Here is a 12,640-nt window from a genome sequence, read left to right on the forward strand (position 1 = left end):
AGCGACAGAGCGTCAAAATCATGCCGGAGCCGGCAGGCCAGCACACCCATATCCTGCACCAGGAAACAGGCTACGAAAAAGGTAACGAGCGTCCGTCCCAAGCCGGGGTGTCGTGAGAGAGCGTCCGTCCCAAGCCGGGGTGTCGTGAGAGAGCGTCCGTCCCAAGCCGGGGTGTCGTGAGAGAGCGTCCGGGTGGGGTTAGCGTTCGCGCTGGGGTTCGCCGGCTACCGTTCGGGCGGCTTCGACCTCGAGCATCAGCTCCCCGGCCTGGTCCACCAACTGCGGCTGGTACACATGGGCCTTGCGCTTGTAGCTGAGGTACGCGATGCAGCCGTTGGCGTGGGCCATCTTCTCCAGCATGATCTCCGAACCCGGAACCAGAAGCTGCCCGAGGGTGAGACCAACCGTGTTCGCCTGGGCCACCTCGTCGCCCAACGCACTGGTTTCCCGGAGGGAGATGGCCTCTGCGGCATTCACCCAGCGGCCCCACACGCCCTTGCTGCCCAGGATGCTGGGCTGCTGGTTGATGGGCACCGTGGCAGCAAAGTAGCGGGTGTTGAAACGGAAGTGCGCAAAATCCGGGCTGAGCCAGTTGACCAGCGGCTTCAAGAGATCGGTCCGCAGGGACAGGCCGCGCTTGGCCAGTACCTCGGTTAACGACTTTTCCTGGGCCGCTACGGCCTCACGGGCCTTCATCCATTCAACGGTGGAGTTGGCCTCAACCGTTGAGGAAGCGTCCGGGCCAGCGAGGAGGACGCCGGTTTCTTCAAAGAGTTCCCGAATGGCGCCCACCACGTGACGGCGGGCGAGTCCGACGTCGTCCGTTCCCATCTGCTCAGCCCAATGCTGGGGCGAGGGACCAATCCAACCAACCGGATCGTCGTCGGACGGGTCCAAGGACCCGCCGGGGAAGGCGAGAACGCCCAACGGCGAGGAGCCGGGCCGGTAACCCAGCCACGTCTCCAAGCCGGTGGGCGAATCGCGCAAAAGGACAACAGATGATGCGTAGCGGGCGGCCCTGGGGGTCCGCTCACCAAGTTCAAGCCAGTTCTGTGCTGCGCCTTCGAGTTCCGGAGGCAAGACAAACAGGCGACGAGCAAGTTGCGGCAATTGGGTGAACCGGTTCCTTAGCTGAATTCAGCAATGAGCTCGACCTCGACAGGCGAGTCGAGCGGCAGGACGGAAACGCCGACGGCGGAACGTGCGTGCTTGCCTGCGTCACCGAAGACCTGGCCCAGGAGCTCGGACGCACCGTTGATGACGCCGGGCTGGCCAGTGAACGTCGGGTCCGATGAGACGAATCCAACAACTTTGACGATCCGGGTGATGCGGTCGAGGTCGCCAATGACACTCTTGACCGCGGCGAGGGCGTTGATGGCGCAGACCGCGGCGTAGCGCTTGGCGTCCTCGGGGTCCACAGTGGGCTCGTCGGAGTGGCCGAGTTCTCCGGTGGAGACCTTGCCCGTAGCTTCGAGTTTGCCGTTAATAAAGGGCAGCTGTCCGGAGGTGTAAACGTAGTTGCCGGAGACGACGGCCGGAACGTAAGCGGCAACCGGAGCGGCCACCTCGGGGAGGGTCAGTCCGAGCTCGGCGAGGCGCTGTTCAACGGCGGACGTCGGAGCGCCGGATTCCGCGGCAGACGTGGTTTCTGCGGGGGTGGTCATGGTTACTGCTTCTCCCTTTTAAGGTATGCGACAAGGCCTTTGCCATCGGGTCCACCGACGACCTGTACAAGCTCCCAGCCGTCCTCGCCCCACTGGTCCAGGATCTGCTTTGTGGCATGGATGATGAGCGGAATCGTGGCGTACTCCCATTTGGTCATGACAGAAAGCCTAGCCCTTGCCGGTAAAGTGGAAAACATGGTGACTCGCAAGAACCCCATATTCGACACTGCCACCACCCTCGGAAAGATTCTTGGTTTCCTTGGCGTGAGCGCGATTTGTGGCGTCCTGGTGGCCGGACTCCTGGTCCCGGCCGCCGCCGTCTCGGGCAGTGCCGCCAGTGGTTCCATCCAGTTCTTTGACACGCTGCCGGCGGAACTCCAGGTGGACCCGCCCAGCCAGAACACCACGATTCTGGCCAAGGATGGATCGCCCATTGCGTCCATCTACGCGGAGAACCGAACCAAGGTTCCGCTGGACCAGATGAGCCCGTACATCAAGGACGCTGTTATCGCCATTGAGGACAGCCGTTTCTATGAGCACGGCGGCATCGATACCACGGGCATCATGCGAGCCATAGTCAGCACGGCCCGCGGCAACAAGCAGGGCGCGTCCACCATCACCCAGCAGTACGTCAACAACGTCATCAACGAATCACTGGTTTCTTCCGGCAAGAGTGAAGACGTCCTGCTCAACGGTGTTAACAAGGGCGTAGGAGACAAGCTTCGGGAAATGAAGCTCGCGATCGCCCTGGAGAAGAAGTTCTCCAAGGAGCAGATCCTTGAGGGTTACCTCAACATCGTCTTCTTCAACCGTGACGCCTACGGCATTGAAGCAGCCTCCAAGTTCTTCTTCAGCACCACGGCCAAGGACCTGACACTTCCACAGGCTGCCCTGTTGGCCGGCCTTGTGAACAGCCCTTCCGCGTTCGATCCGATCACCAACCCGGACAACTCCAAGAAGCGGCGCGACCTTGTCCTCAACGCGATGCTCGCCCAGAAGAAGATCACCCAGGCTGAGCACGACGAAGCTGTAGCCACGCCGGTCACCACCAAGGTCACCCCGGCCCGCCAGGGTTGCGCTTACGCCACCATGGCTCCGTACTTCTGTGACTACGTGCTGCACCTGCTCTTCAACAACCCGGCCTATGGAGACACCCAGGAAGACCGCGAGAAGCGCATCATGCGCGGCGGCCTGACCATCCGTACCACCCTCGACCCCACAGCCCAGGCCGTTGCGCAGCAGCAGGTAGACGGCACCGCTGGCGCCAACCCGGACAAGTGGGGGGCTTCGATCACCTCAGTCCAGCCGGGTACGGGCCAGATCGTCAGCATGGCCCAGAACACCGTGTGGCTCCCGCAAGAGGGCAAGTTCGATCAAACCCAGAACTTCAACGTCGATGTCATGGATGCCAAGGGCAATGACCTCAACGGCATCGGTGGCTTCCAACCCGGTTCGACGATGAAACCCTTTACGTTCGCCGAGTGGCTGAACGAGGGCAAGTCGATGAACCAGAACATCAACGCGGCACAGCGTAAATATGGGGTCAACTACCCCTGGCGAAATACGTGTCCAACTCCCACGGACGGTTTCTATGATGCCAATGTGCCCGGCAGCTTCGACCTGCAAAACGCCGAGCCCAATTACTACCGGACCATGACAGTGCTCTGGGGTCTTAAGAACTCGATCAACACAGCTACCTTCGCGTCCGCCGCCCAGTTGGACCTTTGTGGCATCCAAAAGATTGTTGACGCAACGGGCATCCACGGAGGCCTTCCTGCTCGGGACGACACCGGAAAGGTCACTGACCCCAATCCGCAGGTAACGATGACACGGCTTTCAAACCTCATCGGGGCCACCCAAACAGCGCCTTTGACGATGGCTGCAGCCTTCGCGACGTTCGCTGCCGACGGCAAGTATTGCGAGCCGATCGCGATCACTTCTGTGAAGGATCAGGCCGGAGCTGACCTGCCGGCCCAGTCCTCGAATTGCAAGGATGCGGTTAAGCCCGAGGTCGCCCGCGGCGTGGCATATGCCATGGGGAAGGTACTCGACGAGGGCTCCGGCTCGTTGATCCGCCCAGCTCTGAATTCGAGCAACTTCCCTGTTGCTGCCAAGACCGGTACCAACGACTCCAACGGCTCCACGTGGGTTGTTGGTTACACCACCGGCCTGGCCACTGCTTCCTGGTTTGGTGATCCGCTCGGTGACCAGCTTCGTCCCGGACGGAACATCACCGTCAACGGCAAGTTCTACCAGTCGATCGACGGTTACATGATCGCCGGTCCGCAGTTCACCAACTACATGCTGTCCGTGGCCCCAGCCTATGGCACCAATCCGTTCCAGCAGCCACCGTCTAACCTCCTCGGAACGGCTCCGGCTCCGACCCAGCGCTCCACCCCGTCCAACAACACCCCGTCCACGGCCCCCTCTACGGGGACCGGTAACAACGGCAATAACGGTAATGGGAATGGCAACAACGACGGCCCCGGCAAGGACTAAAGAGTGACCTTCCGTGATTCATTGGCAAACCGCGTCCGCACCGTCGGGCGCGGTTTCGCCGTCACTACCGCAATCGGTGCCACGGCAGGCGCAGCGGCCGCTGCCTACGGCTGGTGGGAGAAGGACCAGTTCGGGATCAGGCACGAGACTTTGCCGATCCTTCCGGACGGATTCGAGCCCTTCCGGGTCCTCCACCTCAGTGACATCCACTTCGTGCCCGGCCAAGAGAAGAAGGCTGCATGGCTTCGCTCGTTGGCCGAACTCAAGCCAGACCTCGTGGTCAACACGGGCGACAACCTGAGCCATGCCAAAGCGATCGATCCTTTGGTCGAAGCCTTTCGTCCGCTGATGGAGTTCCCCGGCGTCTTCGTGCCGGGCTCCAACGACTACTACGCTCCTCGAATCAAGAATCCGGCCGGCTACTTCCGCGGTCCGTCCAGGCCTAAGACTGATCCCATCAAGCTCGACTGGCCCAAGCTACGCAGCGCCTTTGGAATGGGTGGCTGGATCGAACTGACCAACCGCGCACAGTCAGTGGTGCTGAACGGTCTGCGCTTCGATTTCTCCGGCGTCGATGATCCGCACCTCAAGCGCGAGCGCTACGCTGGCTGGCCCCGAGGCACCAGGAACCAGGACGCCCGCCCGCATTTGAAGGTCGCGGTCATCCATGCTCCTTACCAACGCGTCCTCGACCACTTCACCGAAGCCGAAGCTGATCTGATTCTCGCCGGACACACTCACGGCGGCCAGATCTGCATTCCGGGTTACGGTGCCCTAGTCTCCAATTGCGACCTCCCGACATGGCGAGCTAAGGGCTTGCACGACTGGGAAAGCGATGGATTTGTGACACCGGTGAACGTCTCGGGCGGCATCGGCACCTCCCGCTTCGCCCCGGTGCGCATTGCCTGCCGCCCGGAAGCGGTCCTGCTGACACTAACGCAATAGGCGCCCGATAATATCGGGCGCCTATTGCGAAGAAAATTCCTTAGCAGAAATAACGGGTTTCGTTCATTTCAACAGCGCCCGTTGCGTTGTCGAAAATGTTCGAACCGACCGTTACGCAGGTGCTGCCAGGAGCATAAACCATCCGCGAGTAGGCCGTTCCCGCGTTGGTGACTGAGGCCTTCATGCTTCCTCCGGGAACGCTGCCGACAAAAATCCCAGCAGCATAGCGGTTTCCGGCTACATAGCCGTAGACGTTGATCCAATTCGTCTGGCACCCCGGCGAGTACATGAGCTGGATCTTCCCCTGCACCTCGTTGTACTTCTGGTTGACCATGTTCCACGTCGAGACGGCGTAGGCGCCCGACGTACAGCCAGTAGTTATGGGATCCAGCCCGTTGTGTGATGCCGAAGCATTTGCCGCCGGAGCGATCAGCACCGTCGAAGCAACAATGGCTGCCGCCGCGGCAAATTTTGTTATCTTACGCATTCCCCAACCTAAACGTAATTCTGAAGTATCAGAGCGAATATAGCGGGCCGAGCCTAGCAGCTTCGTCTTCTCGACAAAAAGTCACGTCACGGTGCCCTGTGGATAACTTCTGGAGACAGTTGGAGCGAGGCCTCACTGGGGAAAAACAACCTTTGAACAAAATGGAGTCATCCGCCCCGGTGTCGAGATCTGTCAGGGCCCCGATTCGTCGTCGGCGTCTCACGAAGCGCAGATCCACGTCCCGCAACTGAACCTGCCCCAGCATTACGATCCCGAATAACTGGGTCAAACATTTCACCGACGTTGCGCGGACCTGTGAAACGAATCACGGCATGGCATAGGGTAGTTGCTACGGGAAACTACCTCCGCACCATCTGAAGATCCAGCTGTTGAGAAGCGGGCATGTCCAAGCAAACGTCATTTTTTACCTCCGTCGGCCGCCTCTACCCCCATGTTCGGCCCATCCTGCCCCGGCTGTTCATGGGCCTCCTCTGCGCGCTCCTGGCCAGCATTGTTGCCCTGGCCATCCCCCAGGTGTTGAGGGTCCTCGTCAACAACTCCCTTGAACCAGGCGGTGACCCGGGCGCAGTCTGGATTGCCGCCGTCGTGATTCTTGCGCTTGGTGTGGGGGAAGCCGGACTGGTGGCGTTGCGCCGGCAGTTCGTGATCAACCCGGCAACCACGGTGGAGACGAAAATGCGCGTCTCCCTGTACGGTCACCTGCAGCAACTCACCGTCAGCTTCCACGACCGATGGGGTTCGGGGCAGCTGCTGTCCCGCGCCATGACGGACCTCAGCTTCCTGCGCCGCTGGATGGCGTTCGGCGCGATCATGCTGGTGGTCACGACGCTTACGGTGATCATCGGCGTCGGGGTCATGTTCACCATGAGCTGGCAGTTGGCGCTGATCTTCCTCGCTGCCGCCGTGCCGATCATGATCAACTCGTTCCGGTTCCGTCGCCGCTTCAGCCTGGTCACCCGCTTGAGCCAGGACCAGGCTGGCGACCTCGCCACCACGGTTGAGGAATCCGTCCATGGGATCCGCGTCTTGAAGGCCTTTGGTCGCAGCCGGGAGGCCTTGGAGAACTTCAACGGGCAAGCCGAGGAACTCAGGCAGACCGAGATCGCCAAGGCCAAGCAGCAGGCCGGCTTTACGTTGGTGGTGACGCTGCTGCCGGAGCTCGCGCTGGGCGTGGGGCTGGTGGTGGGCATCATGCTCGCGGCGAGCGGCCAGCTGAGCATCGGTTCGCTCGTGGCATTCTTCGCGACCGCCGCCGTGGTGGCCACACCGGTGGAATTCTCGGGCATGCTCCTGGCCATGGCGTTGACGGCGAAGACCGCATTGGACCGCCACTTCGAGGTCATGGATACGAAGAACACCATCACTTCGCCCGAAAAGACCGCGGTACCGGGCGCGGTGAAGGGTGCCTTGCGCTTTGAACACGCGGGCTTCGGATTCGACGACGGCGGGACCCTCCTGCGCGACCTGAACCTGGACATCCGGCCCGGCGAAACCATGGCCCTGGTGGGCATCACGGGAAGCGGAAAGAGCGCGCTGCTGCAGCTGGTCCCCCGGCTCTACGACGTTACTGAAGGAACCGTGACCATCGACGGCGTTGATGTTCGGAACTTCGATCTTGAGGAACTCCGCCGGATAGTTGCCGTGGCTTTCGAGGACACCACGCTGTTCTCCAGCTCGGTGCGGGACAACGTTCTGCTCGGCGCGCCGGAACCCTCTGACGCGGCGCTGGACGAGGCACTCGATGTCGCCCAAGCCCAGTTCGCCTACTCCCTGCCCGAGGGCGTGGACACGCTCATCGGCGAAGAAGGGCTCAGCCTGTCCGGCGGTCAACGGCAGAGGATCGCCTTGGCGCGCGCCATCGCGGCCAAGCCCAAGATCCTGGTTCTGGACGATCCCCTCTCGGCCTTGGATGTGAACACGGAGGAGCGCGTCGAGGCACGGCTGCGCGATGTCCTGCGCGACACCACCACGCTCATCGTCGCGCACAGGCCTTCCACCGTGGCCTTGGCGGACCGGGTGGCCCTGCTCGAAAACGGAACCATCACCGCCGTCGGGACCCATACGGAATTGCTGGCCGACAACGCCCACTACCGCTACGTCATCGCAAGCCTGGATACCGGCCCCAAGGACCTGGACAGCGAATTGCAGGATCTCGAAGACGCTGAGGAGGCCACCCGATGAGCGCCACAACGTTTGGAACCGCGAACGAGGACAACACCCTCCTCTCGAAAGCAGACAGCAAAGCCGTACGACGCCGGTCGCTCGCCTTGCTTGCCTCGCTGATCCGCCCGGTGCGGTTGCGTTTTTGGCTGACGATCGTGATGGTTGTTGTTTCGCAGCTCACCAGGGTGGCGGGGCCGGCACTGATTGCTTTCGGCATCGACAACGCGCTGCCCGCTTTGCAATCCGGGGACAACGGGCCGCTGGTGCTGGTGGGGATTCTGTACATCGCTGCGGCCGTTGCCACCGCAGGAATGACCGCCCTCTACGTGACCTCAACGGCCAAGCTGAGCCAGGCCATGCTGCTGGATCTGCGGGTCCGGGTATTCCGCCACACGCAGCGGCTCAGCCTCGAGTTCCACGAGAAGTACACCTCGGGCCGGATCATCGCCCGGCAGACGTCTGACTTGGAAGCCCTTCGCGAACTCCTCGATTCCGGCGTGAGCTCCTTGGCTTCCGGCATCCTGTTCATGCTCTTCACCGCTTTTACGGTGTTCGCCCTGGACTGGCGAAGTGGCTTGATCATGCTCGCGGCCGGCGTGCCCATGTTCTTCCTTGCCCGCTGGTACCAGAAGCATTCGCAGATCGCCTTCCGTGAGTCCCGGGTTGTTTCTGCCCGGTTGATCGTGCATTTCGTGGAGACCATGACCGGTATCCGTGCCGTCAAGGCCTTCCGCAAGGAACGGGAGAACGCTGAGCAGTACGGCGAGGTGGCGGAGGCCTACCGCAAGAACACCGTTCGCTCCATCTTCCTGAACGGTGTACTGCAGCCCGGCCTGGTACTGATCGGCAACGTGTGCGTGGCTGTTGTGCTGTTGTTCGGCGGCTTCCGGGTCCTCAATGGCGAGCTGGCCGTGGGTGTGCTGCTCGCGCTCATTCTCTCGACCAAGCGCTTCTTCCAGCCGGTGGACCAGATGGCCATGTTCTACAACTCGTTCCAGAGCGCGCAGGCCGCGTTGGAGAAGGTGTCGGGCCTGTTGGAAGAAGTCCCCACGGTGCGGCCACCGAAGAACGCCGTGGCCCTGAAGCAGCCGCGCGGGGAGATCGACTTCAACGGCGTGGAGTTTGGCTACAACGACAGCTCAGTTGTCGTCCCGACCCTTGACCTGCATATCCCGGCTGGCCAGACCGTCGCGTTGGTCGGTCAGACGGGTGCCGGCAAATCCACCCTGGCGAAGCTGGTTGCCCGCTTCTACGACGTCACGTCCGGATCCATCACCCTGGACGGCGTGGATCTGCGCGATCTCTCCACCACCGACCTGCGCCGCGCCGTGGTGATGGTGACGCAGGAGGCCTTCCTCTTTAGCGGATCTGTGGCGGACAACATCGCCCTTGGCCGTCCTGAAGCCTCACGGGCCGAGATCGAGGCAGCAGCTGCGGCCGTGGGTGCACACGAGTTCATCATGAGACTTCCCGACGGGTACGACACCGACGTGAACAAGCGCGGCGGACGGGTCTCCTCGGGACAGCGGCAGCTCATCGGTTTCGCCCGCGCATTCCTTGCAGCTCCCGCGGTACTGATCCTCGACGAAGCCACTTCTTCCCTGGACATCCCCTCGGAACGAATGGTGCAGCAGGGACTGGCGAACCTTTTGGAGGGAGTTGCCGGCTCCAACAGCGCCCGGACCGCGATCATCATCGCGCACCGATTGTCTACGGTTGAGACCGCCGACCGCGTGCTGGTGGTCCATGACGGCCGCATTGTGGAGGACGGAACGCCTGCCGAACTCATCTCGGGTGGCGGCCGGTTTGCACGGCTGCATGGGGCTTGGCGGGACTCGCTGGTCTAGCTGTCCGTCGCTGGGGCTGGCGGTGCTGTTGTGACGAGTGACACCGCTCCCCCGATTTCGCATCCGGCATCGATTCAGCTATCCTTGAACAGTTGCTTTCGCAGCGGATCGGGATGTAGCGCAGCTTGGTAGCGCGCTTCGTTCGGGACGAAGAGGTCGCAGGTTCAAATCCTGTCATCCCGACCAATAACGAAAATGGCGTCGAGAAATCGGCGCCATTTTTGTTTATCCAGCTCCCGGAATCTTTACCGGACGAGCATCGCGGGCCTGCTTGCGCCCCATGCTCGGTCTTTTCCGCCGCAGTTCGGGCCCAACAACGGAGGCAAAAAGAAACCCCGGAGCAGCTCGTTGCTCCGGGGTTTCTTCGAAGGTGTTGCTTACATCGGGTCGGGCCAGTTGCCGATCGATGATGGGGTGTAGGTGGTGTCCGTTGACTTCGTCGGTGTCGACACGCTGGCGCGCATCGGATCCGGCCAGTTGCCAATGGCACTTACGGAAGAGTTGGAATCCACGGACGATGCCGCGGAGACGACTGCGGGAGCCGCAACCGTGAACGCAAGAGCGCCTGCCAATGCCACCGAAGCGGCGATTTTCTTGAACATAGTGTTCCCCAATGCGAGTCGGATTCGTTACGGAAATTACACGGTCCCTGTTGACATACATTGTAAAATGTTTTCCACAGAGACTGTCAAGGGTATCTGTCGCAGAGACATGTTCAGGAGGAGGGACCCGTGGGAAACGGATTCGGCGAGAAGTTGCGTGCCGAACGGCTCGAACGCGGATTGACCCAGGCTGAGCTGGGCAAGAACCTGTATTCCCCGAGCTACATCTCCCTTCTGGAGACCGGTCGGCGTGAGCCTACGGCCGAGGTCATCGAAGAGCTCGCACGCCGACTCGAACTGGCCCCCAAGGCGTTGGAAGCCTGGAGCCAACCCGTCTCCGTCAGCGATGCTGAATACGTCCTGGCGGGTCTCTACGCCCGGCAAGCGTGGGACTTGCGTGATTATCCGCTCGCCGCGACGCATGCAGCCACCGCCGCGCAGATTGCCTTGGAAGCCAAGAACAACAGTGCCTGGTGGAACATGACGTACATGCAGGCCGAGTGCGTGATGAAGCAAGGCCTGCTCAAGGAATGCCAGCAGATCGTGGAACACCTGCTGGAGCACCCCATGGCCACCGAATCCGCCGGCCTCGGAGTTCGTGCCTGGCAGATGCTTGCCGCAGTGTGTCACGGGCAAGGTCAGCTGGCCACCGCCGTCGAGCATGCAAAGCAAGCCGTGAAACTGTGCGAGCAGCTGCCCAAGGGTTCCACGTTGATCATTGGTGCGCACCGCGCGCTGATCGGCGCCCTGGCGGAGAGCGGCAAGCTGGACGAAGCGTGGGAATACTGCCTGGCCATGATCGAGCACATGGACGAGCACTCCATGTCGCAACTGGCCGGCGAGGTGGCATGGGTTGTGGGCAACGTAGCCTTCATGCGCCATGACTACGCCGAGGGCATCAAGCACCACGAACGTGCGGCAAAGCTCCTCTCCCCTGCCAACGACATTGAGCTGTGGGCCCGTTTCAACAAGGCCTCCGCGGCGGTCCGCTTGTCGTCGGGCATTGTGGAGCCGGAAACGCTGTCCGCGATCGAGCGGGCGGAGTTGGCGTTGTCGATTGTGGGCGGCAATAAGACAGACCAGCTGGAAGTCGCCTTCATTCGCGCCCGCTGGCTGTACCTGACCGGGGACATTCCTGCCGCCGTCGAAAAGCTCCGCGAAATCTACCAGGACCGCAAGGCCCTTGCCCGCCACACCGCCGGGGAGGTGTCGTTGCTGCTGGGCAAGTCGTTGAAGGCTGCCGGCGAAACGTCCGAGGCCCTGCATTTCCTGGAAGAAGCCCAGCACGACTTCAGTGCCGCCGGCGCTTCGGACCGGGTGCAGCAGGCCATGGACGCCGTGCTGGAGATCCGTCTCGCTGAACGCCGCGCGGCTGCGTCGCACACGGAAGCCGTTTAAAGCCAACTGGGGGACAGCACTTGCTCCAGTGAGTGCTCAGTGGAGCCAGTGCTGTCCCCCAGTTGGGTGCGGGTTACGCGAAGGTGCGGCCCGTCAGTTTCTCGTAAGCCTCAACGTAGCGGGCACGCGTGCGCTCCACGACATCCGCGGGAAGAGCCGGCGGCGGAGTGTCCGAGGCCTTGTCCCAGCCCGACTCGGCGGACGTCAGCCAGTCGCGGACGTACTGCTTGTCGTAGGAAGGCTGCGACTTGCCCGGCGCATACGTGGACGCATCCCAGAACCGCGAAGAATCCGGGGTCAGGACTTCGTCACCGAGCGTGATCACGCCGGTGCCCGCATCGATGCCGAACTCCACCTTGGTGTCCGCAAGGATGATGCCGCGTTCACGGGCGATCTCCTCGGCGCGGGTGTAGATCTTCAGCGTGAGCTCACTGAGACGCGCGGCGATGTCGTCGCCAACCATCGCCACGACGTCGTCGTAGGTGATGTTCTCGTCGTGTTCGCCCACCTCGGCCTTGGCGGACGGCGTGAACAGCGCGGTCTCCAGGCGCGAGCCGTCAACGAGGCCCTCGGGCAAGGGAATCTCGCAGACTGTCCGGGACACGTTGTATTCAGCCAGGCCCGAACCCGTAAGGTACCCGCGGGCGATGCACTCCACCGGGAACATGTCCAGCTTCTTGCAGATCATGGCCCGGCCCTCAACCTCGGCCGGTACGCCGCCCTCAACAGTGGAAGCGAGGACATGGTGTTCCACGTCCAACTGCTCGAACCACCACAGGCTCAGCTGCGTGAGGATGCGGCCCTTGTCCGGGATTTCGCTGCTCAGCACGTGGTCGTAGGCGCTGATGCGGTCGCTGGCCACCACCAGGACGCAATCCTGGCCGAACTTTTCGGTAATGGACTCATCGGCCGGAACGTAGAGGTCGCGCACCTTGCCGGAATAGACGTGCGTCCAGCCCGGAAGCTGCAGCGCCTCGGTTTCGAAACCGCCGGTGGGAAGGGATTCAGTCATGC

At 62.0% G+C, this 12,640-nt stretch carries 11 protein-coding genes and 1 tRNA gene; 6 read left to right on the forward strand and 6 right to left on the reverse strand.

Annotated elements, in window-relative coordinates; genetic code table 11:
- Positions 1-198 precede the first annotated feature (198 nt).
- From ACIPV6_RS21430 to ACIPV6_RS21440, 3 genes are read right to left on the reverse strand one after another with little or no spacing between them, the layout of a single operon-like run.
- Positions 199-1,110, reverse strand: a complete 912-nt coding sequence (locus tag ACIPV6_RS21430; RefSeq protein WP_400272839.1) for an NUDIX hydrolase — start codon at positions 1,108-1,110, stop codon at positions 199-201.
- Between the two features lie 17 nt (positions 1,111-1,127).
- Entirely contained in the window at positions 1,128-1,664 is a 537-nt protein-coding gene (locus ACIPV6_RS21435; RefSeq protein WP_400272840.1) for a RidA family protein, read from the reverse strand.
- A gap of 2 nt (positions 1,665-1,666) precedes the next feature.
- On the reverse strand, positions 1,667-1,822 hold the full coding sequence (locus tag ACIPV6_RS21440) for a DUF4177 domain-containing protein (protein WP_011775990.1): 156 nt from the start codon (positions 1,820-1,822) through the stop codon (positions 1,667-1,669).
- A 37-nt stretch (positions 1,823-1,859) separates the two neighbouring features.
- Between ACIPV6_RS21440 and ACIPV6_RS21445 the strand changes: the two genes are divergently transcribed.
- Positions 1,860-4,163, forward strand: coding sequence for a transglycosylase domain-containing protein (locus ACIPV6_RS21445; RefSeq protein WP_400272841.1), 2,304 nt, complete (start codon positions 1,860-1,862; stop codon positions 4,161-4,163).
- 3 nt (positions 4,164-4,166) lie between these two features.
- On the forward strand, positions 4,167-5,108 hold the full coding sequence (locus tag ACIPV6_RS21450; protein ID WP_400272842.1) for a metallophosphoesterase: 942 nt from the start codon (positions 4,167-4,169) through the stop codon (positions 5,106-5,108).
- A 40-nt stretch (positions 5,109-5,148) separates the two neighbouring features.
- Here the strand turns inward: ACIPV6_RS21450 and ACIPV6_RS21455 are convergent, their stop codons facing one another.
- Positions 5,149-5,595 (reverse strand): DUF2690 domain-containing protein, encoded by a 447-nt coding sequence (locus ACIPV6_RS21455; RefSeq protein ID WP_400272843.1) that lies wholly within the window; start codon positions 5,593-5,595, stop codon positions 5,149-5,151.
- Positions 5,596-5,997: 402 nt separating this feature from the next.
- Between ACIPV6_RS21455 and ACIPV6_RS21460 the strand changes: the two genes are divergently transcribed.
- The 3 genes from ACIPV6_RS21460 to ACIPV6_RS21470 all read left to right on the forward strand — a co-directional run bounded on the left by ACIPV6_RS21460 (position 5,998) and on the right by ACIPV6_RS21470 (position 9,812).
- A complete protein-coding gene (locus tag ACIPV6_RS21460; protein ID WP_400272844.1) occupies positions 5,998-7,797 on the forward strand; it encodes an ABC transporter ATP-binding protein in 1,800 nt (599 codons plus the stop codon).
- A complete protein-coding gene (locus tag ACIPV6_RS21465) occupies positions 7,794-9,626 on the forward strand; it encodes an ABC transporter ATP-binding protein (protein WP_400272845.1) in 1,833 nt (610 codons plus the stop codon). The genes ACIPV6_RS21460 and ACIPV6_RS21465 overlap by 4 nt, the downstream gene beginning before the upstream one ends.
- Positions 9,627-9,735: 109 nt before the next feature.
- Positions 9,736-9,812: transfer RNA gene (locus tag ACIPV6_RS21470), tRNA-Pro, on the forward strand.
- Between the two features lie 191 nt (positions 9,813-10,003).
- Here the strand turns inward: ACIPV6_RS21470 and ACIPV6_RS21475 are convergent.
- The gene (locus tag ACIPV6_RS21475) at positions 10,004-10,228 is read right to left on the reverse strand and encodes a hypothetical protein (protein WP_400272846.1); all 225 of its coding nucleotides are present in this window, start codon (positions 10,226-10,228) and stop codon (positions 10,004-10,006) included.
- A gap of 129 nt (positions 10,229-10,357) precedes the next feature.
- Here ACIPV6_RS21475 and ACIPV6_RS21480 point away from each other — a divergent pair, with 129 nt between their 5' ends.
- Complete coding sequence (locus ACIPV6_RS21480; RefSeq protein WP_397326546.1) at positions 10,358-11,626, forward strand: helix-turn-helix domain-containing protein; 1,269 nt, start codon at positions 10,358-10,360, stop codon at positions 11,624-11,626.
- 73 nt (positions 11,627-11,699) lie between these two features.
- On the opposite strand, the gene ACIPV6_RS21485 is transcribed toward ACIPV6_RS21480, so the two are convergent.
- The gene (locus ACIPV6_RS21485; RefSeq protein WP_397326545.1) at positions 11,700-12,638 is read right to left on the reverse strand and encodes a phosphoribosylaminoimidazolesuccinocarboxamide synthase; all 939 of its coding nucleotides are present in this window, start codon (positions 12,636-12,638) and stop codon (positions 11,700-11,702) included.
- Positions 12,639-12,640: the final 2 nt, after the last annotated feature.

It is taken from the genome of Paenarthrobacter sp. NPDC089988 (assembly GCF_044748465.1).
Taxonomy (GTDB): Bacteria; Actinomycetota; Actinomycetes; order Actinomycetales; family Micrococcaceae; genus Arthrobacter.

Excerpts from the sequence above, each read along its gene's own strand:
- ACIPV6_RS21435 (WP_400272840.1), bottom strand. The coding sequence starts at position 1,664 with ATGACCACCCCCGCAGAAACCACGTCTGCCGCGGAATCCGGCGCTCCG.
- ACIPV6_RS21440 (WP_011775990.1), bottom strand. The coding sequence starts at position 1,822 with ATGACCAAATGGGAGTACGCCACGATTCCGCTCATCATCCATGCCACA.
- ACIPV6_RS21445 (WP_400272841.1), top strand. The coding sequence starts at position 1,860 with ATGGTGACTCGCAAGAACCCCATATTCGACACTGCCACCACCCTCGGA.
- ACIPV6_RS21455 (WP_400272843.1), bottom strand. The coding sequence starts at position 5,595 with ATGCGTAAGATAACAAAATTTGCCGCGGCGGCAGCCATTGTTGCTTCG.
- ACIPV6_RS21460 (WP_400272844.1), top strand. The coding sequence starts at position 5,998 with ATGTCCAAGCAAACGTCATTTTTTACCTCCGTCGGCCGCCTCTACCCC.
- ACIPV6_RS21465 (WP_400272845.1), top strand. The coding sequence starts at position 7,794 with ATGAGCGCCACAACGTTTGGAACCGCGAACGAGGACAACACCCTCCTC.
- ACIPV6_RS21475 (WP_400272846.1), bottom strand. The coding sequence starts at position 10,228 with ATGTTCAAGAAAATCGCCGCTTCGGTGGCATTGGCAGGCGCTCTTGCG.
- ACIPV6_RS21485 (WP_397326545.1), bottom strand. The coding sequence starts at position 12,638 with ATGACTGAATCCCTTCCCACCGGCGGTTTCGAAACCGAGGCGCTGCAG.